This is a genomic window from Pseudarthrobacter sp. YAF2, assembly GCF_052113345.1.
GTDB lineage: Bacteria > Actinomycetota > Actinomycetes > Actinomycetales > Micrococcaceae > Arthrobacter.
The window spans coordinates 1-23027 of sequence record NZ_JBFRDA010000023.1 but is presented as its reverse complement, the minus strand read 5'-3'; the positions used below and the strand labels follow the sequence as shown (position 1 = coordinate 23027).

General features: G+C 60.9%; 20 protein-coding genes. 15 read left to right on the top strand and 5 right to left on the bottom strand.

What is annotated here, in order from left to right; translation table 11 throughout:
* The first annotated feature begins 3 nt into the window (after positions 1-3).
* From AB4Y79_RS19785 to AB4Y79_RS19740, 10 genes are all read left to right on the top strand, one after another.
* Positions 4-1788, top strand: a complete 1785-nt coding sequence (locus tag AB4Y79_RS19785; RefSeq protein ID WP_223995448.1) for a glycoside hydrolase family 3 protein — start codon at positions 4-6, stop codon at positions 1786-1788.
* Complete coding sequence (locus AB4Y79_RS19780; protein ID WP_441865516.1) at positions 1785-4541, top strand: family 78 glycoside hydrolase catalytic domain; 2757 nt, start codon at positions 1785-1787, stop codon at positions 4539-4541. The genes AB4Y79_RS19785 and AB4Y79_RS19780 overlap by 4 nt, the downstream gene beginning before the upstream one ends.
* A gap of 202 nt (positions 4542-4743) precedes the next feature.
* Positions 4744-6315: a GMC oxidoreductase gene (locus AB4Y79_RS19775; protein ID WP_441865513.1), complete on the top strand. Its 1572-nt coding sequence runs from the start codon at positions 4744-4746 to the stop codon at positions 6313-6315.
* Positions 6312-6707: a C-glycoside deglycosidase beta subunit domain-containing protein gene (locus tag AB4Y79_RS19770; protein ID WP_441865511.1), complete on the top strand. Its 396-nt coding sequence runs from the start codon at positions 6312-6314 to the stop codon at positions 6705-6707. The genes AB4Y79_RS19775 and AB4Y79_RS19770 overlap by 4 nt, the downstream gene beginning before the upstream one ends.
* Entirely contained in the window at positions 6704-7807 is a 1104-nt protein-coding gene (locus tag AB4Y79_RS19765) for a sugar phosphate isomerase/epimerase family protein (RefSeq protein WP_441865508.1), read from the top strand. Before AB4Y79_RS19770 ends, AB4Y79_RS19765 begins: the two co-directional genes overlap by 4 nt.
* Before the next feature lie 788 nt (positions 7808-8595).
* On the top strand, positions 8596-8904 hold the full coding sequence (locus tag AB4Y79_RS19760) for a hypothetical protein (protein ID WP_441865507.1): 309 nt from the start codon (positions 8596-8598) through the stop codon (positions 8902-8904).
* A 131-nt stretch (positions 8905-9035) separates the two neighbouring features.
* Positions 9036-9389: a helix-turn-helix transcriptional regulator gene (locus AB4Y79_RS19755; protein ID WP_441865504.1), complete on the top strand. Its 354-nt coding sequence runs from the start codon at positions 9036-9038 to the stop codon at positions 9387-9389.
* Positions 9390-9454: 65 nt separating this feature from the next.
* A complete protein-coding gene (locus AB4Y79_RS19750; protein WP_441865501.1) occupies positions 9455-9847 on the top strand; it encodes a hypothetical protein in 393 nt (130 codons plus the stop codon).
* 35 nt (positions 9848-9882) lie between these two features.
* Entirely contained in the window at positions 9883-10107 is a 225-nt protein-coding gene (locus tag AB4Y79_RS19745; protein ID WP_441865498.1) for an AraC family transcriptional regulator, read from the top strand.
* Between the two features lie 545 nt (positions 10108-10652).
* Positions 10653-10814, top strand: a complete 162-nt coding sequence (locus AB4Y79_RS19740; protein ID WP_441865495.1) for a hypothetical protein — start codon at positions 10653-10655, stop codon at positions 10812-10814.
* Positions 10815-11412: 598 nt separating this feature from the next.
* On the opposite strand, the gene AB4Y79_RS19735 is transcribed toward AB4Y79_RS19740, so the two are convergent.
* Positions 11413-12798, bottom strand: a complete 1386-nt coding sequence (locus AB4Y79_RS19735) for a CitMHS family transporter (RefSeq protein ID WP_441865493.1) — start codon at positions 12796-12798, stop codon at positions 11413-11415.
* A gap of 88 nt (positions 12799-12886) precedes the next feature.
* Positions 12887-13687, bottom strand: a complete 801-nt coding sequence (locus AB4Y79_RS19730; protein WP_441865491.1) for an IclR family transcriptional regulator — start codon at positions 13685-13687, stop codon at positions 12887-12889.
* 186 nt (positions 13688-13873) lie between these two features.
* On the opposite strand from AB4Y79_RS19730, the gene AB4Y79_RS19725 reads away from it, so the two are divergent.
* The gene (locus AB4Y79_RS19725) at positions 13874-14851 is read left to right on the top strand and encodes an alpha/beta hydrolase (protein ID WP_441865489.1); all 978 of its coding nucleotides are present in this window, start codon (positions 13874-13876) and stop codon (positions 14849-14851) included.
* A 340-nt stretch (positions 14852-15191) separates the two neighbouring features.
* Here the strand turns inward: AB4Y79_RS19725 and AB4Y79_RS19720 are convergent, their stop codons facing one another.
* Together AB4Y79_RS19720 and AB4Y79_RS19715 are read right to left on the bottom strand one after the other, a co-directional pair.
* Positions 15192-16484: an IS256 family transposase gene (locus tag AB4Y79_RS19720; protein WP_441865487.1), complete on the bottom strand. Its 1293-nt coding sequence runs from the start codon at positions 16482-16484 to the stop codon at positions 15192-15194.
* Between the two features lie 178 nt (positions 16485-16662).
* Positions 16663-17016 carry a hypothetical protein gene (locus AB4Y79_RS19715; RefSeq protein ID WP_441865485.1) on the bottom strand — a complete coding sequence of 118 codons (354 nt, stop codon included), beginning with the start codon at positions 17014-17016 and terminating at the stop codon, positions 16663-16665.
* Positions 17017-17430: 414 nt separating this feature from the next.
* Between AB4Y79_RS19715 and AB4Y79_RS19710 the strand changes: the two genes are divergently transcribed.
* The 4 genes from AB4Y79_RS19710 (at position 17431) to AB4Y79_RS19695 (ending at position 22550) form a co-directional block, all read left to right on the top strand.
* Complete coding sequence (locus AB4Y79_RS19710) at positions 17431-18543, top strand: ABC transporter substrate-binding protein (RefSeq protein ID WP_441865483.1); 1113 nt, start codon at positions 17431-17433, stop codon at positions 18541-18543.
* The gene (locus AB4Y79_RS19705) at positions 18540-19727 is read left to right on the top strand and encodes an ABC transporter ATP-binding protein (RefSeq protein WP_441865480.1); all 1188 of its coding nucleotides are present in this window, start codon (positions 18540-18542) and stop codon (positions 19725-19727) included. The genes AB4Y79_RS19710 and AB4Y79_RS19705 overlap by 4 nt, the downstream gene beginning before the upstream one ends.
* A 5-nt stretch (positions 19728-19732) precedes the next feature.
* Positions 19733-21454 carry an ABC transporter permease gene (locus AB4Y79_RS19700; protein ID WP_441865478.1) on the top strand — a complete coding sequence of 574 codons (1722 nt, stop codon included), beginning with the start codon at positions 19733-19735 and terminating at the stop codon, positions 21452-21454.
* Positions 21455-21770: 316 nt separating this feature from the next.
* Positions 21771-22550, top strand: coding sequence for an HpcH/HpaI aldolase family protein (locus AB4Y79_RS19695; RefSeq protein WP_441865476.1), 780 nt, complete (start codon positions 21771-21773; stop codon positions 22548-22550).
* A 158-nt stretch (positions 22551-22708) separates the two neighbouring features.
* Here the strand turns inward: AB4Y79_RS19695 and AB4Y79_RS19690 are convergent.
* On the bottom strand, positions 22709-23027 hold a 319-nt coding region (locus AB4Y79_RS19690; RefSeq protein WP_441865473.1), incomplete at its 5' end, for a hypothetical protein.

Genomic DNA, 23027 nt, shown 5'->3' with positions numbered 1-23027 from the left:
CCCGTGACTCACGCACATACGTCCGCGGCCCGTGCCCTGGCAGAGACCCTGACACTCGAGCAACAGGTGGGTCTGCTTCTGCACCCCATCATCATCCTTGACGAGGCGGGCGACCCGGATGCCTCCTCAGGATTCGGCGGCCCAACACTCCGCCAATTGATCGAGGACTACGGCATCAGGTTCTTTTGCCTTGGCAGTATTCCCGACCCTGCTTCCACAGCCAAGGTCCTGGCCCGGCTGCAGGACATCGCGCGGGGCAGCGGGTCACGGCTTCCGCTTGTGTTTTCGACAGATCCCCGCCATTCGTTTATGCAGAATGACGGGGCCGCGCACCGTGCCGCCGGCGTCTCCCAATGGCCTGAAAACTTGGGCCTGGGCGCCATAGGCGACACTGAGCTGGTCCGCACCTACGCCGACATCCTGCGCAAGGATTACCTCGCGATGGGCATCAGAATGGCGTTGCATCCACAGGTCGACCTGAGTACCGAGCCGCGCTGGGCACGGCAGGCACAAAGCTTCGGCGCGGATCCTGCCCGGACCACCGAGCTGCTCCTGGCCTTCCTTGAAGGGCTGCAGGGTCCGGCCCTCGGGCCGGAAGGCATCGCCGCCACCGTGAAGCACTTTCCCGGGGGAGGACCTCAGCTCGCCGGCGAGGACCCGCACTTCCCCTATGGCCGCGAGCAGGTGTATCCCGGAGGCAGATTCGAAGAACACCTCGCGCCATTCCGCGCTGCCATCGAAGCGGGCGCAGCAGCGATCATGCCGTACTACGGCATGCCCATCGACCTGACCGTGGACGGGGAACCCATCGAGCCTGTCGGATTCGCGTTCAATCGCCAGATCATCACAAACCTCCTGCGGGAGAAGCTTGGCTACGACGGCGTCGTCCTGAGCGACTTCGGACTGGTGACCGACATCGAGATCGCCGGCAAGCCCTTCCCCGCCTGCGCATGGGGTGTAGAGCATCTCTCACCGCTCGAACGAGTCGGACGCCTCTTCAACGCGGGGGTGGATCAGCTCGGGGGTGAGCTGGACGCTCCGCTTATCCTGCGCGCTGTAGCCGAAGGGCTCGTGAGCCCCGAACGGGTGAAGGTCTCCGCGACGCGGCTGGTAAAAATGATGCTCGACCTTGGCCTCATCGACAACGAAACGGACACCAGGACCTCAGCGGCGCTGCTCCCGCTTCCACAAGACGTGTCCTTGGGAAAACAAGCCCAAGCCCGGGCAGTGACAGTGCTGACAAACGGAAGTGACGACCTTCCCGTCCTGCCCCTTGCCGGGCCCCGCAAGGTGCACCTGGTCAACCTGTCCGAGGAAGCCCTTCCGGCCGGGTGGTCCGCCGTGGACGCGGACACGGCTGAAGTGGCCATTGTTCGCGTATCCGCCCCGTACGAACATCGTGACCGATACTTTCTCGAGGCCGGGATGCAGCAGGGCTCGCTCGACTTCCCGGAAGAGGAAGTTCAGCGAATCGCCGCTTTGGGACGGCGTCTTCCCACAATCCTCGTTGTGACATTGAACCGCCCGGCGATCCTGACACCACTGGTGGATGCTGTCGATGCGCTCTTGGTGGAATTCGGCATCGCAGATGACGTTCTCCTGGAAGTCCTGACAGGTGTGCGTGCCGCAGAAGGCCAACTGCCGTTCGAGTTGCCCAGGAGTATGGCAGCGGTCGAAGCCAGCAACCCGGACGTGGCAAATGACACGGCGGACCCGTTGTTCCCGGCAGGGTGGGGACTATCGCTTTCCAGCCGTAACCCAAAGCTGAGCAAAGCAGGAGCACAATGACCGGGAGCGGACTGCAACTAAGTGCCGAATACCGGCGGGACAGTTCGTGGGTGGCAACACCGAGGCCGCGCCTGAGTTGGGTCTTCACCCAGGCGCCGCCAGGTTGGTCCCAGGCCGCAGCCGAACTGCGTCTCAACGACGACCGGATGGAGCAGATCAACGGACCCCTGAACGTGTTCGTCGGCTGGCCTTTTGAGGACCTCGTAGCCCGTGAAACATACCAGGTGCAGGTTCGGCTCCAAGGCACAGATGGGATCTGGACCGCTTGGAGCGACCCACTGGATATCCGGCTGGGTACACTCGGCCCGGGGGAGTGGCAGGCCCGTTTCAGCGCACTGACCGCACCACGTCAAGAGGCCCAACCCTTTATTATCCGCCACCGGTTCCTGCTTGACCGGAAGCCAGCACGGGCCACCTTGTACTGGTCAGCCCTTGGTGCGGTAAAAGCCCGGATTGATGGAGTCGAGGTTGACGACTCTGTTCTGGCACCGGGCTGGACGAGCTATGCAGACAGGGTGCTCCATGAGACAACAGATGTAACTGCCCTGCTGGAGCCTGGATGGCGCACTATCGGGCTCGAAGTCACAGGCGGCTGGTATACAGAGGTTTACGGCTTTGCCGACGAGGCCCGTCGGGTCTACGGAGAGCAACCCTGCGCCGCGGCACAGCTGCACCTGCTGTTCGACGACGGGTCAGAAGAAATCATTGCCTCGGGTGATGACTGGGAGACGACTGAGGGTGGCGAAGTGGTCGCCTCCGGCATATACGAAGGCGAAACCATTGACCACCGCCGAAGCCTCCGCTGGTGGGACCCTCAGGAGGGTGACTGGGAGGCTGCCGCCGTCGCACCCGATCAGCCGGTTCCCGTCGCCCGCATGAATGAGCCCGTCCGGCGGGTAGACACCTTGGCGCCCGTAAAGGTGTCATCCTCCGCCGCCGGCACCATCCTCGATTTTGGTCAGAACCTCGTTGGACGACTTCGCATCGAGGTCCAAGGTGAGCCCGGCACAAGGATCGAGATCCGTCACGCCGAGGTCCTGGAAGACGGGGAACTTGCAACCCGGCCGTTGCGCCGGGCGGCGGCGACGGACACGTTTATTCTCTCCGGTACCGGAACCGAGGTGTTCGAACCCGTTGGTACTTTCCATGGCTTCAGATACGCAGAGATATCAGGGTACCCAGGAGAAGTGGACCCTGAGCGGGTGCAAGCCATTGTGCTTCAAAGCGACCTGCGCCGCACCGGTTGGCTGGAAACCTCCAATCCGCTCCTGAACCAGCTTCACGAAAACATTGTCTGGAGCATGCGGGGGAACTTCCTCAGCCTGCCCACGGATTGCCCGCAGCGTGACGAACGACTCGGATGGACTGGAGACGTGCAAATATTCGCTCCGACCGCTGCGACACTCTTCGACTGCAACGGCTTCCTCGCCAACTGGCTCGTCGACCTCCGCGCCGAACAGGATAGGGCTGGCGGCGTCGTTCCAAACATTGTTCCCAACGTTTTTGGTTTCGCTTGGCCTGCCGCGGCATGGGGAGATGCCGCAACCGTGATCCCGACCGTGCTGGCCGAACGGTTCGCCGACGATGACCTGCTCACCAAGTCCCTGGACAGTATGAAGGCGTGGGTCTCATCCGAGCTGGCAGCGGCGGGAGGTCCGGGGCTCTGGGAAACGACCCTCCAGTTTGGTGACTGGCTCGACCCCGACGCACCCGCTGACATGGCCGGTGCGGCCAAAACGCAGCCCGGACTGGTGGCAACCGCGTACCTGTACCGCTCGCTTGACCTCCTATCCAAGGCAGCGGCGCACCTCGGCGAGGACGAATCTGCAGCCCGTGCCCGTGAGTCAGCCGATGACGTCCGGGCAGCGTTCGCAGCCGCCTACCTCACCAGTGAAGGCCGGCTGGTCTCGGACGCCCCGACTGCCTATGCCTTGGCCCTGCAGTTCGGCCTGATCCAGGGCCTGTCCACACGGGAAGCTCTCGCACGTCGTCTCGCACACGTCATAAAAAGGGATGCTTACCATATCTCAACCGGGTTCATTGGTACCCCATTGGTACTCGACGCGCTCACAGACTTCGGGTACGACAGCCATGCAGCAGCACTCCTGCTCCAAACCCGCTGCCCATCCTGGCTCTACCCCGTCACCATGGGCGCCACAACCGTATGGGAACGCTGGGACTCAATGCTCCCCGACGGATCAGTCAACCCAGGCGAAATGACCTCATTCAACCACTACGCGCTGGGGGCAGTAGCCGACTGGATGTATCGACGTCTGGCAGGAATTGCCCCCGCAGCCCCGGGCTACTCGCTTATCCGCTTCGCCCCCATCGCTCTTCCTGGCCTGGACCACGCCACAGCAACCGTGGACACCCCCGCGGGCCGTGTCGAAGGAGGCTGGCGGCGTGAAAAGGGAGCCATCCTTTGGAAGCTAACCGTGCCCGCCCACGCGACCGCCGCGGTGCGCCTGCCAGGGCTCGAACTCGAAGTCGGGCCTGGCGTCCACGAATGGACCACCACCGAACCCACACGGACGACCGCCGCCTCCGTGCACATGTGGTCACCAGTGTCCGAGGTCGTAGACAACCCGGAGGCGTTCGCAACTGTCATGAAGGTACTCGCCAGCCACGACGGCCACCTCGCCGAAATGGTCCGCCGGCGCACCGACTGGACCTTAAGCACGCCCTTGCAGATCGCGCTGTTTTCGGTACCACCCCACGTGATCAATCAAATCGCGAAAGAGTTGGACGCCTGACCTGAGCGGTTCTAAGCCCTTTCGCCACGGAGACTAACCCCTTGAACTTCCTCCTTCCATCACCCTTGACCCCGAAAAGAGCAGGAATGACTAAATCTTTTCCCCGTCGTCCGGACATTGCCGTCACCAGCAGTGGTACCAGACCTTCCCTCCGCAGCCATGCAAAATCCACCCGCCGCATCCAGGAACTGGTGGCGGGGCTGTGAACGGAAGGTACCCCACCGCCGTCGACGTGGCGATCGTTGGCAGCGGCCCCACCGCCTCCGCGTACGCAAGGATCCTCAGTGAGGAAGCTCCCGGTGCCACCATCGCCATGTTTGAAGTGGGCCCCACCGTCAGCAACCCGCCGGGAGCACACGTCAAAAACATTCAGGACCCGGACCGCCGCAGCTTGGCCCAGCGAGCATCGGAAGGACCCGGAGCGGGCGCTGAAACGGTGAACTCACCCGGTGCAGTTAAGAGTGGACAACGCCGGGCCCGGCCGGGAACCTACCTGCTGCAGGACGGCTACGCCTTCCCGGGCGAGGACGGCATGCCCGTCGCGGCCATGTCCAGCAATGTGGGCGGCATGGCCGCCCACTGGACCGCCGCCTGCCCCCGCCCTGGCGGCAAGGAGCGCATCCCGTTCCTGCCGGACCTGGAAGAACTCCTTAACGAGGCCGACCGCCTTTTGGGCGTCACCACGCACGCTTTCGATGGCGCCCCGTTCTCGGACCTGGTCCGCGAACGCCTCGCCGCGGTAGTGGACCAGGGCCGCAAGCCAGCCTTCCGCGTCCAGCCCATGCCCCTTGCTGTACACCGGCGGCAGGATGGTGCCCTCGTATGGTCCGGCTCCGACGTCGTGATGGGGGAGGCTACCCGGGAAAATCCACAGTTTGAACTGTTTGATGAATCGCTGGTGACCCGTGTGCTGGTGGAGGACGGCGTCGCCGCCGGCATCGAAGTCGAGGACCGCCGCAGCGGTGACACCCATCAGGTGGCCGCCCGGTACGTCGTGGTGGGGGCGGACGCCCTGCGCACACCGCAGCTGCTGTGGGCTTCCGGGATCCGGCCAGGCGCCCTGGGCCGCTACCTCAACGACCAGGCGCAGGTGGTGTTCGCGAGCAGGCTCCGCGATGTCCAGCCCGAGGACGCGCCAGCGGGCGCCAGCGGCACCCTCAGTGAGCAGAGCGGAGTGGCCTGGGTTCCCTACACGGACGAGGCGCCCTTCCACGGCCAGATCATGCAGCTGGATGCTTCCCCGGTTCCCCTGGCCGATGATGATCCCATCGTCCCGGGTTCCATTGTGGGGCTGGGACTGTTCTGCGCCAAGGACCTGCAGCGCGAGGACCGGGTGGCCTTCGACGACGATACCCGTGACTCCTACGGGATGCCCGCCATGCGCATCCACTACCGCCTCACAGAGCGGGACCACGAGGTACTGGACCGCGCCAGGCTGGAAATTGTCCGCCTGGGCAAGGCGGTGGGCGAACCGCTGGACGAGCGGCCCTTCGTCCTGCCACCGGGTGCGTCGCTGCACTACCAGGGCACCACGCGCATGGGGGAGACGGACGACGGCGAGAGTGTCTGTTCACCCGACAGCCAGGTGTGGCAGGTCCCCGGCCTCTTTGTGGCCGGCAACGGCGTCATCCCCACCGCCACAGCATGCAACCCCACCCTGACATCCGTAGCAATCGCCGTGCGCGCAGCACGTTGCATTTCCAAGGAACTCGAGACGCCATTGGCCGTTTCGGGATCAATTGCACCATCACAACAGACAAGGAGGTCTCGATGATCGCCGACCGCATGATCGAGCAGGGAACACTGACCACCCAGGACGGCCGCACCGCCGTCGAAGTGCGGATCCCCTGGTACCGCGCGCTTCCGGGCTCATGCATCGCCGGGGCAGCACTGACGGTTGACGGCGTTGCCGCGCCGGAGGACTCGCTGCGCTGGACCATGAACAACCGCACGTTCAGCTTTGACGAGCTCGTGGATGAAACCGGCGAGTGGTGGTTTCCGTTGGACTCGGCCGTCCTTTCCGGCGACCTTCCCGTCCGTGACGGCCAGGCCGAGCACGAGGTCCGGGTGGACCTGAAGCTCTACATCCCCTACATCATCACCGACCACGGCGTGCTGCACATCGAAGAGCACGACACCAAGACCATGAAGGTGGCACAGCGATGACCAGCCTCGGCACGCCGATCCAGGGCGTCACCCTTTACAGCTACACCCGGGCTTTCCACGCCCGGCAGTACGACCTCGACGGCCTGATCCGCAAGGTAGCGGCTGAAGGTTTCGGCCCGGGCCTTGAGGTCATTGGATTCTCCAGCCTGCGCGGCTTCCCGGACCGCATCGACGACAACTTTGTGGGCCAGTTCCGCGACCTGGTGGCCGAGGTGGACCTCGTCCCCACCTCGCTGGCCGTCAATGTTGACACGGGCATTCGGCGGGACCGGCTGATGAACCACGACGAGCTGGTCGAATACATGCGCAAGCAGATCGAGGTGGCCGCCCGGCTCGGCTTCCCGATCGCCCGCGTGCAGATCTCGCTGACCCCCGACGCCATGGAAAGCCTGCTGCCCGTGGCCGAGAAGTACGGCGTGACCCTGGCCCTCGAAGTCCACGCGGACCAGCATGGCGCGCACGAACGCGTCCTGGCGCTGCGCGACCGCTACGAGAAGCTCGATTCGCCGCTGCTCGGCTTCACTGCCGACTGGGGTGCCACCGTCACCGGCTTTGCCCCCTCGCTGCTGGAGGCCTACCGCCGCCGTGGTGCTTCGGAGGACCTGCTCCGGCAGGTGGTTGACCTGTGGGACGGCTTCTATGCCGAAGGACCGCCCAACAACCAGAAGGTCCACGGCGAACGTTTCGGCGCCTTCATTGGCCTCGCAGCCAGGAACGGCCGGCCGGACCTGGGCATCGACTTCGGCATCAACGGAACGGGACTGTTCGGCCCTGCACCCCTGGACACCTGGCTGGAAATCATGCCGTGGGTGCGCCACGTGCACGGCAAGTTCTTCGGCATCGACGAAAACGGCGAAGAGCCCTCGGTGCCGGTACGCGGCCTCGTCCGGCAACTCGTGGAAAACGGCTACTCCGGTGCCATCTCCAGTGAATACGAAGGCTGGCACTGGAACAACTGGCAGGACCCGTTCGAGATCATCCGCGGCGAGCAGGCCGTCCAGCGTTCAGCAGCGGCCAATGCCGGTTCCGCCATGATCACCGAGGCAACGGAAGCCCGCCGCATCCTCAGCAGCCACCTCGCCCAGCCCGTCCGCGGCTGACAACGAAGGAAACAACACATGTCACAAGGACTGACGGGGCAACCCGTTAACTCCAGCTTTCGTGCCCAGGCTGGAGTCTTGAGGCTGGAATGATCCGTTGGGGGCCTGATGGGCGCTGCCCACCCCAAGGCGGGACCGCGCCCGGCTATGGCCGTCGTCCTGGGCCGGAACGCTGGCGCGGTGGCGCGCCGGGCAAAAGTGGGGCTGGGCTGCGGTCGCCTTCTAGTTAAAGCGCCGATAACGGATATTCCGTCAACCTGTCTCCTTGCCGGAGCACTCATGCGAGTAGGGCTGCCGAACACATCTACGGTTCCTTGATGCTCCAAGTAGCGGAACTCCGGCCAAGAGCGGTAGGCCGGAGTTCCGTGTCAAAAAAGGTACACCCCCGCCCTTGAAGTTCGCTAGGAGTGTCACCGACAGCTGAAGCAGGCCAACTAAACAAGGGGCAGCAAGAGGGCCTTGTCGGCCCCCTTCCAGCAGGCCAAGCCAAAGAGCCGATAACAGCGATTATGTCCGCGCTATCCGACAACGGGGGAGGGGTAGATCCTCCGGCACCGGGAATAAACAAATCCGCTGCAGAATCGTCTATCTGTAGCATGCGGAGGGTTGAAGTGGGTCAGGACGAAATTCTGTCAGAGCCACCCGCTAGCATTTGCACTATGGATCGACGCAGGGGAAGTGACTCGAGGTGCTGCACGCCGGTACCTTACCCGAGGGCGTGGCAGTATTACATCGATCCAACCCATGAATCCGTCCTTGCTTTGGAAGCCTGGATTGAGAGCCTCCCTATGTTTAGCCGCAGCCACGAGCTGGGGGAGATAGATGACCTTTTTGAGGCAGCGGCCCTGGGAGAGCTTGAGGACACGGGCGACGCTCGAACCCCCATCAAGCCCATTCGCGCAGATCCCGATGTGTACGAATTGCGACGGAAGGCGTTGTCCAAGCATCTGCGTTTCTACCACGCGGAGCCCTCTGAGATTCCTGATGGGCTGCTAGCCCTGCACAAACACATGAAGGATTCGGGGCTGCAGCAGGACGAGATTGATTTCGCCGTGAAGCGGTACAAGGACGGACATCCAGCTTGGTTTGAAAACTAAAACAGGACTTGCACAACCTAAAGGTTGTGAGCCATGATTGCCACATGTCCTCCGCAGACCCCTCAGCACCTTTGATGACCCCAGAAGTTATCCGGGCACGCGCTAAAGTCCTTGCTCGTGAGCATCGCACTATGCGTACCGACCTCGTCGCGCTGCGCCGAGAAGCAGGACTAACTCAAGGCGACGTGGCCGAACGCATGGGCGTGACGCAGCAGGCCGTTTCAAAATTCGAACGCTATGACTCGGACCCTAAACTTTCCACGGTTCGGAGATATGCCAATGCTGTCGGTGCTCTCGTGGAGCACCGGGTCGAGCGTGACCAGGGACAGTCCATCCTCCTTGCAGCGGCACGATCGACGTGGATGCCAATGGACGTCGTCCGTTTTCTAGATATCCGCAGCAATGACCCGAAGACGTCGTTGCCGGGCACCGCCGCTTGGTCCGCTGCAACATCCAAGCAAACCGACTTTGCGCTGGCCCTGTGAGTCTCTTGAAAGAACTGCCTTCCGATGACATAGACCTCATTAAAGATCTAATCCAGCGATCCGAGTTGACTTCCATTGAATTCCACGAGGTCTCGGCAAGGAGATTTGAAGGCGTTCCTGATTCGGACGAGCCGCACGAGGGACAGGTCAGCCTGGGTTTCCAGCATCGCGCCGACCTAGATGGATTCGGTATCCGCATAGTAGGGGATGTGGCAGTTCCGACCGGAGAAGTTCGGGTTATTGCGGCTGTCGAATACAAGCTCCTGCATGGCGAGCAACCGCCGCGGCGTAGTGTGGAACTCTTCGCCAATGAAGTCGCCGTGATGACACTATTCCCATACCTGCGGGAAGGCATCGCAAGCATAACGTCCAAGGTTTTCGGTACACCGATCACCTTACCCGTTGCACAGCGGGGGCAAATTGGCTTCGAAGTCGTTGATCCTGATGCGGAGGGCTAGTTAACCCTGCACCGGTATTCCTACCATTTAAGCCTGTGACGCCCCCTACGTTTCCCTTTAGGCATTACGCGCGTTTCGTGGGGCCTTTAATTTCAGTTTCGCGGAGGGCCGTCAGTGATAGATCCATCGCGATCGCGTGCGGATTCCGCGACACATCCACCTTTGTCCGGGCTTTTACACGCGTCTACCAGTGCACTCCCACGCAATGGCCACTAACTGCCGGTTCATTGGATGCCGCCCCCGTGGCATCTGCAAACTAACCTCGGACGAGAAGCCTTCCAGCGACAACATGCCGCTGCTGGTGCCGTCCCTGGTTATGCCCACAACCTTGGATGACGTGGGCAAACCATCGACGCTCAAGACTGCGTGACATGAGGGCCCCGGAGCCAACGCCGATAATGGATGTTCGGTCAAGTAGCCATCGAGTTATGCCAACGGGAGCAGAAGATGTCGGAGATCTCGTCGGTGTCAGAACAGCGCGAAATTCGATTTTATTGACACTGGCTCATGATGTTCTCCAATCCCAGCCTGACAGTCGGTGGGGGCAGCGAACCCGGGTGCAGTAGCCCGAGAATCATCGAAATAGTCCAAAGAATCGGGACTCGATAGAAATCGTTTCGGGCAAGGGGCTGCGATGTTACCTCTTGCGGGCCGGCAAGTGTCTGAGTACACGATCAGAGGCTCCACCGACGGGCGAATCCTGCCTGGTCAGGCGCCCCTGCTGCCAGGTCGGGGTGTAGTCCAGCCTGAAAATCAGGACAGATCAACGCTCACCAGAGGCTCCGGCAGCGTCCTAGGCATTTCCTTGAGACTGGGAACCAACGCCTCCGCAGCCCTCGGCTTCTTCACCACTGCACCCGGTGCCTTCACCGAACAAATCATCAAAGCTGTTGAACTCTTCGCAGAGGTTCGCCCGGCAGGGAACCAAGACGAGGTCTCAGAATCGTCGCCGCGAACTCAAGACTGAAGACCTCACTACGCTGGCTGTTGTCCGGTGACGGCGGTTAGCATGACTTGCTGCCCCGGGAGCACTTGCTGCCAGCTGGATCCCGTGCATTCCCTAATGTCCATCAAAGTGTCCTTTCTGCAGCTAAATGACAAAAGGACGGGCCGGTCCTCGTCGTACGCCGATGGGCGTGAGCTGGAGTCGTGTCCGCCCACGCCCATCGGGTGAAGCCTGTGCGCTAGTTTTTTGCGCGTGCTTTTGCTTCGACTTCTTTGATCATTTGGGCGACCGGGGTGCCTTGGTCACGTCCCAAGTCGCCGAGCTTTGTGAGGGCGGTTTCCTTTACTAACTTGGTGCGCTAGGGGCTTGTGCACCGTCGCATTCGAGTTTTTGCTGCTAGTCCACCAGCGAAATCGAACGCCGCTCATGAAGATCCGTAAGCCTGGCCGACAAACAGGTTAGTCAGCCAGCATCGGTCAGTGCGCTCTCATGCTCTTGATATTGAATGTGCCCCAGTGACCGCAGTTGAGCGGGACCAACTCCAGCGGAGCTCCCGGGGTTACCGAGTTCGTCGGTTCTCGAACGCCAGCGCACCGAAAGTAGATTCCCTCGAACATTCTTATAGCGGTACAGCGCCGGTAAGTAGTGCGACGACGAGGATCACGGCTGATACGCCGGCGCCGTATTTGACTCCGAATCGGAAAATGACGCCGTAGTCCATTTTCATCATGCCAAGGAGTACGAACAGCGCGGCGACGGTAGGGCTGAATGCGTGCAGGGGCTGGGCGACGACGGAGGCGCGCGCGATCGCTTCTGCTCCGATGCCGAATGGAGCCGCAGCCCCGGCCAGCACGGGAAGAACCGCGAAGTAGAAGGTGTCCTGTTGGATGATGAAGGTTAGCGGGAAGGCCAGCAGTGCGGTGGCCAGGGGGATGAACCGGCCGGCCCCTTCGGGTACCAGCGAAGCCATCGACAGGGCGAGGTCTTTGGCCATTCCGGTCTGGTCAAGGACGCCGGTAAATACCCCGGCTGCGAAGATCAGGGAGGTCACGGGGATCATGTTGGGCGCGTGCCGGGTGATTAGGTCGCGCTGGATGCTGAGGCTGGGGTAGTTGATGACGAGTGCCAAGGCGGCTCCGACGATGAAGAGGAAGACGGGGGCGATGAGCCCTGCGATCAGCGGGATCATGACCAGCAGGGCCAGAGCGATGTTGACCCAGAACAGTTTGGGCCGCTTAAGGGTAGGGTCGCTGGGGTCAAGTCCGTCGTGCTCGACGTCCGCGACCTGGGGAACGGCATGACCTTCAAACCGGCTGCTGCCCCCACCCCCGTCTCGGAGAATGCCCGAGCCGATGACAGCGCCTGCTCCTGCCAGTTCGGGGACGACCTTACCGCCAAGCCGGCGGCGTTCGGCTTTACCCAGAAGGACACTGAATCCGATGACAGCGGCTGCTCCAGCCAACTGGGGGATGATCAGCGGGGTGTAGAGCGAGTTCAGGTCGACGTTCAGAGCGGTTGCGGCTTTGATGACCGGGCCGCCCCAGGGCAGCAGGGTAGAGGTTCCGGCGGCCATCACGGCTACCGTTGCCAGTATTTCGAGCCGGAGGCCGAACCGTCGATAGACGGCCAGCAGTGCTGATACGACAATGATGTAGGTTGAGGAGCCGTCACCGTCGACAGCGACCAACAGGGTCAGCACGGCAGTACACACTACGATTCGTAGAGGGTCGGCCTTCATGATCCGTAAGAGAAATTTGATCAGCGGGTCGAAGATCCCGGAGTCCAGCAGGACGCCGAAGAACAGGATTGCGAAAAAGATCAAGGCTGCGGTTGGGGCTACTTTACCGATGCCTTTGGTGACGATTTCGCCGATGTCTCCGCCGAATCCGGCGATGACTGCGAAGATGACGGGCACAAGGATCAGTGCCACGAGCACTGAGGTGCGCTTGCTGAGGATGACGGCGAGAAATGTTGCCAGCATCAGGACGGTGATGAGGGTTAGCATTGCTGCTCCAACTTCAATTTAGGTAGGACGATCAAAAGCCTTGGGCATCAGTGCCTGTGGCCTAGTGTTCGGTGTATTGGAAAAAGGGTCAGGCGACGTACTGACGGCCGGCGAAAGTTTCCGGCAGGAGGCCGGAGATGTTCTGGGCTGCCTGGACGACAGCATCGGCGTATTTGCCCACTAAGTCGTGGGCGGTGATCCGTTGTGCTGAGACAGTCACATTGACCGCTCCCGCCGGTTGGCCCGAGGGCGTCAGGAGGGGAGCGGCCAGCGAACGGTGTTCCACGGTGGTCTCCTGATCGTTCAGGGACCACCCTCGTTGGGCGTCCGCCTCGAGCGCTTGCAGAATTGCCTCCGGGGAGGTCCTTGAACGTGGTGTGGCAGCGCGGATCTCACACTCTGCCAATACTGCACGACGCTGCTCTGGCTCCAGGGCGCTGAGCATTGCCCTGCCCAGTGAGCCGGCATAGATCGGGACCCTGTGGCCGATGTAAACCGTGTTGGGCGGGAAGCGGCGGGACGGGTAGCGGCCCACGATGACGGCGCTGAGCTGGTCGGGTACGGCCAGCTGTACGGTCTCACCGGTGCGGTCGCGCAGGTGAACCAGTGCCGGTTCGGCGATGATGGGCAGTGTCATCGAGGCAACGGTTTCAAGGCCTACCGACAAGGCAGTTGGTCCCAGCCGGTAAAGCTTGGTCTGGTCGATCCGCATCAGAAAGCCATACTCGGTAAGGGTGTGAGCGATTCTGAAGGCCGTGGCCTTCGTTACCTGAGCTGTTTCTGCGATTTCGGCCAGTGACATATCGTAGCGCGCTGGGCTGAAGCCCTTGAGTACGCTCAGCCCCCGAGCCAGGGACTCGATGGTGTAGGCAGCATTGCCTCCACTCATGACGTACTCCCTTCTAGCGACCCCGGCACTCCTGTGATGCCCGTTACGCCAACCTAAATCAAACGTTACGGTGAGCGCACCTCCGTTTCGGACAGCGAAACCGGGCAGCGCGCGGCCGTGGTTCTGCGCTAGAACTGACCGGTACGGAGGACGCCTCCGCCCGTCACCACAATCGCAGGAGTCTCTGTGTCCGTGTATCTGCCCTCCCTCGATGGGGACATTTCTGAAATCCTGGCAAGTCGACAAGCCTCCGGTGAAAAGCCCTTATGGCAGATGAGCCCCGAGGAAGCGCGGCGAAGCTCAACCAGTCGAGCGGCCCATGGCGATGACATGAGCGTGGCCCAGGTCCGCGATTTGGTTCTTGAGTTTTCCGGTCGCAGCCTACCTGCCCGCCTCTACGCAACAGGAGAACCAGATGAGGCAGTCACAGTCTTTTTCCACGGTGGCGGATTTGTCACGGGAAGTCTCGACACCCACGACCGGCAAGCGCGCATGCTGCACCGCATCACAGGACACGCGGTACTCTCGATCGGCTACCGGCTAGCACCCGAACACCCTTTTCCCGCTGCCTACCAGGACGGGGTCGACAGCGTGAGTTGGGCGCAACAAAACCTGACCCAGATCTTGCACGCCCCCGGGGACCGTGGTGTACGCGTGGCAGTGGCCGGGAGTAGCGCCGGAGCCAACCTGGCAGCAGGGGCCTCCAACGCATTGCAAGGACTTGCGCAGGCGCCGATCGCCCAACTTCTTGTTTACCCGTTACTCAGCGCCCATGACTCTTTGTCCCGACGGGAAATGGCAGAGGGATACGGCCTCACCAAACAGTCCCTGGACTGGTACCTCTCGCATTATCTTCGTGATCCCCACGACCGCGATGATGTACGCATGTCCCCACTTAAGGCAGAGACATTTGACGGTCTGCCATCCTCAGTGGTCGTCGGCGCCCGCCTCGACCCTCTCTACGATGACGCAATTACATACTCGCAGCGTTTGCGGAAGGCCAACGTCCCCGTCACGTTGCTCAAGTACCCCACCCTCAATCACGCATTCTGGGGCATGGCCAACCGATCAGCAGCCGCTAAAGCAGCCGCAGAGGAAATGTGTAGAACCTTCGCCACCACCCTCCGCAATGCCCTGAAGAGTGAAGCAGCACCGCTATTGTGACAGCACACCGCGACCCCACCCAGGCAAAGAAGCCCAGGGGGGGCGGTCCGCCCAGACTGCATAGGGCCACCACCTATATCAAGAGGGTGCCCCAAGAGCGCAGCAGAAGGGAGCAGCAGCCCTGTTTCAGCTTTGGGTGTAGCTCAATCCCACCGTGAACTGCAGGACAAGAAGAAGCCGCCGCCATGATGCGCTGCTTCAGAAATATACGGACGTCAGCATTGAACGGGCCAACGCAGGACCGAACAGAATCGTTATAAATCTATGACTTCGACAATTACCGTAACTTCGTGAGCCCACCTCGGGACTATCTCATTAACGGTGTATCCGGCGGTTTCTTTTAGTAGCTTTCGGCTGCCGGGAATCGGTCGCTGAAAGTGATGGCGAAGGCGTTCAAAGCGGGCTTCCAGCGCATTGTCCATCGGGTCCTGCCGGCACCGGTCGGATCGAGGGATCGGGTGACCAGATACAGGCACTTTAGCGCAGCCTGCTCTGTCGGGAAATGACCCCTCGCCTTCACGGGCCGCCGGTACCTGGCGTTCAGAGATTCAATTGCGTTGGTCGAACAGATCACGCGCCGGATTTCCACGTCATAGTCCAGGAAGGGAATGAACTCCTCCCACGCGTTCTCCCACAGGCGCACGATCGCCCCGTACTTCCTGCCCCAGCGCTCCGTGAGCTCCTCAAACGCCGCCCTTGCCGCCGTGGCATTGACCGCGGTGTAGATCGGCTTCACATCGCGTTTGAGGGCGTCCCAGTCCTGCCTCGAGGCCAGACGGAACGTGTTCCGGATCAGGTGGATAATGCACGTCTGCACCGTCGTCAGCGGCCAGACGTTGGTGACAACCTCGGGCAGGCCCTTGAGCCCGTCACAGACGAGGAAGAAGGTGTCCTTCACGCCGCGGTTCTTGATGTCGGTCAGCACGCTCATCCAGAACTTGGCGCCTTCCCCACCGGTCCCGGCCCAGAGGCCCAGAATGTCCTTCTCGCCCGCGAGCGTGACCCCGATGGCGGCGTAGACGGGCCGGTTGGCCACCTGCCCGTCCCTGACCTTGACGACAATAGCGTCAATGAAGATCGCGGCGTACACCTCGTCCAGCGGCCGGTTCTGCCACGCCGCCATCTCCTCAAGCACCCGGTCGGTAATCCGCGAGACCGTCTCCTTCGAGACCGAGGCGCCGTAGATCTCGGCGAAATGGGCGCTGATCTCCCCGGTCGTCAGGCCCTTGGCATACAGCGAAAGGACCATCTCATCAACACCGGTCAGCCGGCGCTGGCGCTTGGCGACGATCTTGGGCTCGAACGTGCCCTCCCGGTCCCGCGGAACGTCAATGTCCACCGGGCCTGTCGTCTCTGTCAGCACGGTCTTGGGCCGGGTGCCGTTGCGCGAGTTGGCAGTGACCTTTGCAGCCGTGTCATGCCGTTCATAACCGAGGTGCTCGGTCAGTTCCTCGTCCAAGGCGGTCTCGATGACGGTCTTGGTCAGCTGCTTGAGCAGACCGTCCGGTCCGGTCAGGGACAGGCCCTGTTCCTTGGCCATCCTCACCAGCTCCCGCGCGGCCTCGGCCTCGGACTTCTCTGTCAGTTTCTCAACGGTTTTCGTACTCGGCACAGCCTCAAGTGTTGCGGCCATATCGGGCTCCTCCCCGCCAGGCTCACCGCCCGGCGTGTCGAGCCGGATACACCGTTAATTCCACAGTCCCCCCACCTCGCCTGGCTGCTAAGGGGTTCCCGTCGCGGCCGGATTGCAGCTAGTCCGATCTGGACATATAAGCCGGCAAGGAGGCTTCCTTCATCGCAAAGGTAGGACTTCACGGTGTTTCCCTTCCCATCGCTTCGAAATTTGCGTCGGTGCCGGATGCGTGACAGCAAATTACTGTGTATTGAACGCGCGTCTCGGCATCGACTCGTTTTTCACGTGTTAAGCCGCACGGGACCCCTTGGTCCACTTCGACCGTGTACTTGTTCGGAAAGATATGGGTAACGAGAATCCCTTGTCTGCGTTCTAACGCTGTTGGGATCATCTGCTGCACTGCCTGATCCAAAACCTGGCCCAGATCTTGTGGATTCGGGACCACAAGATCAAGCCGGAAAATAGGGTGGCCGGGGAAGGCCTGGAGCCTCGGCGGCATCTCGGGGCCGAACAGTATCAAGCTACCTCCCATGAATTCTCCATACTCTTTGGCTGCGGTCCGTCCGGTTGATTGGCGGTCTAGAGCCAGGTCGTGGGCTTTCCCCTACTTTCTCTTCGCCCTCCATGATGGCCCTCCCTCGCATATGCAAGGCGACGCCTGATGTTGTCGGCCGGAATGAAGAGGGGCTGAGCGAGCCAGCCGCAATGTGCGCGCGGGTGGACATACGAACAAAACCCACACCGATCGTAAACTTAAAATGTTTTGTTCACAATCTATTGACCAATATGCATCCCGCGAATACGGTGAGTGCAAGCCGTGTGATCCACCTCTCTCGACTTCGGAGTGGGGAGAGTGGACGGTGACCGGGGCCGTTTACTGCGACCGCCGTGTCGCTTCGGCGTGAATTTCGGCTCGCGTAATTCCAAATCCTGAGGGAGAAGCATCATGAAGGTTAGTCCACACCGTCGTGGCATTGTCAGTGGCGCAACAATGATTCTCATTGCTTCGCTGCTAAGCGCTTGTGGGGGTGGTGCGCAGCCAGCGAGCACCAGCGCGGCGCAAAGCATTGAAGCCAAGGACTCTGCTAACCTCCCCAGCGACTGGGCCAAGGTGGTCGATGAAGCGAATAAGGAGGGTGAAGTTATCTTCTACACAACGCTTCCCAACGACCAGGCCACCAAGATGATCGCGGGCTTTAACACGGTGTATCCAAATATCAAGGTCCGCATCGTTACCGATGCGACGGCGAGCCTGGCCAATAGGTACCAGCAGGAAAGGACCAGCTCGGGCGGAAATAGCCCGGCGGACATCCTTCACAGCTCCAGCTTTGAGGCACTGGTGGCTGCCCAGCAGGATTGGTTCCATGATCTGCGGGGCGAGAAGGACTTCCTTCCTAGCCTGGCTGACTTCAAAGAGAACGCAACGACCGAGGAGCGGAAGCGGACCGTTCTCGTCGCCGCCTACCCGTGGCAGGTTCTCGTGAACACGAACAAGGTACAAGGTTCCGCAGAGCCAACTTCGTTTAAGGATCTGACCAAGGACGAGTTCAAGGACAAGCTGATTATGTCTGATCCTCGGACTACCGACTATTTCGTGGCGTTCTACAACGCCTTGGCGGAGAAGTTCGGCCCGGAGTACCTTCGTGGACTAGCGGCCAATCAGCCGAAGTTTGTAGCGGATGCAAACGGGGTTGCACAGAGTGTGGCAGCGGGCGAAAAGGCAGCTGGCCTGCCGCTCAACGCGGGACGAACGGCGGCATTGGAAGCGGCCAAAGCACCTGTTAAGCGAATCACGGGTGACAGCGCGATCATCGCCGGCACGACGATGGCTTTCCCCAACAAGGCTCCCCACGAGAATGCTGCCCGTGTCTTCGGTAACTGGCTGCTGAGTGCCGAAGGCCAGGAACTGGGTTGTGATGTACAGAAGGTTGGTTCCCTCAACAAACTCGCCAAGGGTGCATGCGAGAAGACCGAAATTCCGGAGGGATCGACCTTCCAGAAGTTCACGGTGACATCTGCTGTCCGTGACGAGGTCCTCGGTTCTTTGGGGCTGAAGTGACGAATCGGACTGCCAGCGCTCCTGGCCGGCTGGCGCAGCCTACGACTGTACAAAGGCCAGGGCCGCGGGGACTCGAGATTTCAAACCTCACCAAGACGTTCCGGCGCAAGGGTTCGAACGCACAGGTCACCGCCATCGACAACGTCTCCCTTTCGGTCCGTGAAGGAGAACTCCTGGTTCTCTTGGGGCCGAGTGGCTGCGGCAAGACCACTATTCTTCGGTCTGTTGCTGGGCTGGAGCAGCCGGACAGTGGAGAGATCCAGGTCGACGGTACAAGCGTCTATTCGTCTCCGAACCGGGTGAATTTGCCGGCGAACCGCCGGAAGTTGGCGGTCATTTTCCAGAGCTATGCGCTTTGGCCTCACATGACCGTTGCCGAGAACGTCGCCTATCCGCTGCGGGTAGCTAAGGATCGCAAGAATATCGACATCCCAGCAAGGGTCCAGGAAGCGCTGGACCTGGTCGGACTGTCCTCACTGGGCAAAGAGTACCCGGGGACGCTGAGCGGCGGTCAGCAGCAGCGAGTATCACTTGCCCGCGCTCTGGTATCTCACCCTTCCGTCATTTTGTTCGACGAACCGTTGTCCAATATAGACGCGCAGGTCCGCTACACCCTCCGGGAGGAGATAGCGAACATGCATCGCCGCATCAACTTCTCAGCCGTGTATGTCACGCACGACCAAGAGGAAGCTCTCGCCCTCGCAGACAGGATCGCGGTGCTTAAAGGAGGCAAAGTCGAGCAGCTAGGCACTCCTCACGAGGTCTATAAGACTCCTGCGACCAAGTACGTCGCAGAGTTTGTCGGCCGAGCAAATATAATTTCTGTCCAGGCAGGCCACCCTCAGGTAGGAGTGATGGCCGTGACCTCCGGTGCCGGGGACTTCTATATCGACAGCAGGGGCATCGCCGAAGACGTCGCAATAGGCTCGACGGCTTATGCGGTCATTCGGGCAGAAGACATTGATATCACTGCCTCGCTTCACGCTTCTCCTGATGCCAAATTCAACTGCCTCCCGGCCGAGGTAACAAGCGTCCAATTCCTAGGTCCTAGAACAGAGGTCTTGGCGAGGCTGCACGACGGTACTGCAATACGGATCGAGACGAACAGGGCAGTGCTACCGGAGATCGGCGACCGGATCGGATGTACGTTTGCCCGTGACGCCGCTCGACTGGTCTCGAGGTAACGAAGATGGCCCTGATCACCCGAGAGCGCCCAGCCTCATCCTCTCCGGCTTCGACCAACGCCGTCACGGCTTCCACGAAACGCGCCACGAGTTGGCTGGTAGTTGCGACTCTTGCGTTCGCCATCGGTTATCCGATCCTGCAACTCCTCTTGGTTGCCTTCCGCGACGAGGACGGCTTCACGCTCACATTTGTGAGCGAGGCCGTGGTTTCCCCGGAATTGAGAGAGTCATTCCTAGTGACCCTCGGCATGGTGCTGCCATCAACGCTCCTGGCCGTCGCGATCGGCACCATTCTGGCGTGGTCCAACGCTAGGACGGACGCTACCTTAGGGGTTTTCGGTCAGATTTTGCCTCTTACGACGTTCGTTGTACCCCACATTGCTATAGCTACTGGATGGTCTCTGCTTGGTACACCCAATGTCGGCTTCCTTAGCTCGCGGCTCGAGGCGCTGCCGTTGATAGGCGAGTACATTCCAAGCATCTACAGCATGAGTGGCCTCATCTTTGTGGAGACAATCACGCTCGTTCCCTTTGTCTTCCTTGTTCTACAGCCGGCATTCGCGAATCTGGATCCCGCGTTGGAGGAGGCATCGCTGAGTGCCGGTGCAGGCGCCTTCCGGACGCTCATTAAGATTTCGATTCCTGCGGTCAAGAACGCTGTCGCCGGCGCAACTCTGCTGGCCATCATCGTCGGTTTCGGTGAATACACGGTTCCGCTCATCCTGGGGACGCCGAGCGACCTTCAGACGTTGTCGGTGGTCGTATTGCACGATGTGACGGCAACTTATCCGCCGCGGCTTGGTGAAGGAGCCGTAATTGGACTCTTCATGCTGCTCATCACCGTAGGTGCATGGCTGGCTTACCTTCGCACCGCTAAGGAAGGGCGGCTTGCCCAGGTCGGAGGCAAATTCGGCGGCGCAGGAGTCATCAAGCTGGGCGGTTTTCGCTGGCTGATTTGGGGAGTTGTCGCTGCCTTTTTCACGTGCGCAACAGTGCTGCCCGTTCTTGCGCTGCTTGTTGTGGCTTTGCAGCCTTTCTGGACCCCCGAAGTGGACCCGTCCACATTCGGGTTGACCAACTTCCAGGCGATATGGGACAACCCCAGCCTCTCATCAGCCATAACGAACAGCGTGAAGTTCGCCTTTATTGGAGCGTTGGCCGCCACGATTATCGTCATGTTCCTGACCTCAGCATCGAAGATCGCGGGCCAGCGAAGTGCGGCCATCGGACTCGGCCTGATCAAGATACCTTCCGCAATTGCGCCCCTGGTACTGGCCGTCGGCATCTTGGTGGCTTTCTACGGGCAACCGTTCAACTTGGGTAATACGCAGTTCATCCTGGTCGCGACCTACGTCGTGCTCTTCCTTCCCCACGCCTCACTTCTGGGCGAGTCGGCCGTAAAGCAGATCCGCCACGAATTGATCGAAGCATCAAACGTCGCCGGAGCCTCCTGGTTCCGGACCCATCGCAAGATTCTCGCCCCGCTGACTGCGCCCGCGTTCATTGGAATATTCGCCCTGTGTTTCACCATCATCATGGGTGAAACCAGTGCATCACGGGTTCTTGCCGGACCAGACACACAAGTTGCCGGGTTCGCGATCGTCCAAGTCTATGGCGTGGGACTTTACGGGCAGGTGGCCGTGTTGGCCGCCTTGGTGGCAATCGTTAACTGCGTTGTTGTCGCTGGACTCATGACCTTAAGCAGGGCAATACGCCGCAAGTGGTAGTACACCCCACGCTGCCTTGGCGGTTCGGCTCTTGCTAGCGGATCGCCAGGGTTGGCGCCAGCAAGACGAAACCAATGTCGCGTTGGACAGCTTGGAACGGCAAGCAAATTCAAGTTCAGAATTACCGTTAGTGAAGGGAGAAGCTGGTGAGCAATGTACTGGGTCTGGACTACAGCGTTAGGACGGTTGCGGCTAACGGCTACGATCGAGAAGGTATCGAAATGATGAAGTCCGAGACGGCCGCGTGGGTGACACAATGAATGGACTTGCTGAGAAAATCGCAGGGGGCCTCAGTGTCGTTGGGGGACTGCTTCGTATGCCGAACCAGTATCTTGTGGAACTCGCTGGACTGCATGGCTTCGATTTCGTTGTCATTGATTGTGAACATGGGACTTCCGAGATCAGTCTGCTTGCCTCGCACATTCACATCGCCCGGGCATTCGGCCTTTCGGTTGTGGTCCGAATTCCTGGCGGTGAAAAGGAGGCCATTGGGAGGATCCTTGACGCGGGAGCAGATGGACTGTTGATCCCGCACATACGTGATTCTTCCGACGCTGAGGCCGTTGTCGCTGCAGCTTTCTACCCCCCGGCGGGACACCGCGGGTTCGCTGCGTACACGCCCGCAGGCTCTTACGGGCTAAAGGAGCCGGTTGACCTGATCTCGAACCGCCCGGTCATCATTGCAATGATCGAAGAGGAAGATGGCGTTGAAAGCGCCGGGGCTATAGCTTCCGTTCCCGGGATCACCGGCTTGATGGTTGGTCCGGCCGATCTGGCGGTGTCATTCGGCTTGCCTGGAGAAACGCAACACCCAGATGTCGTTGGCGCCACTGCCCGCGTGCACGAATCCACAAGGCGGGCTGGCAAGACGGTTACGGTCATCACCGGTCTTCCCCAGGCTTCGTCTGCAGCCTTTGATCAGGGCGCCGGAATTGTGATTTTTAGTCTCTCGGTGGCCTTGAATGCAGCTTTCCAGGGGTTGGTGTCGTCTCGTCCATCCAGATCTGTTACGGCACAGGTCTTCCATCTCGCCTCGGACGAGCCAGAGCCAAGGTCCAAGGCGCCGTCGGGACGCGGTGTGACCGCCCCACAATAGATGCTCCGACCCGGCCCACCCTGGCTACCAAGCCAGGGTGGGCGGTCATCTCGGGATTGCCCTCAGTGAGGCGTAAGGCGAGCTGAACACATGACATACCCGCGGTTCACGCGGGCTATCTGGAGGAGGGCCGGCCAGGATGTCTACGGGCGTGGGTGTTAGATTCTGATGCCGGAGAGGTGATTCTCCACGTCGCGGGTTGAGGCCCTGTTGACGGCTTCGATAACGCTCTGGATATGTTGTTCGGCTTTCTCGCGGGCTAGCTGGGCGTCACCGGCGACAATGCTCTTCACCATGTCATCCACCTCGGCGAAGGACTCCTTTGAACGTTCCGGAAGCACAAGGGGATACAGGCGGTAGGTGCTTTGCGCTTCGAAGCCTTCCAGGATCTGGCTCGCCGCACCGTGACGGGACATGGTCCGGATTTGCTTTTCAACCTCAGCGTTCCCTGCCACCAGTTCCGAGACCGGTCCGCCC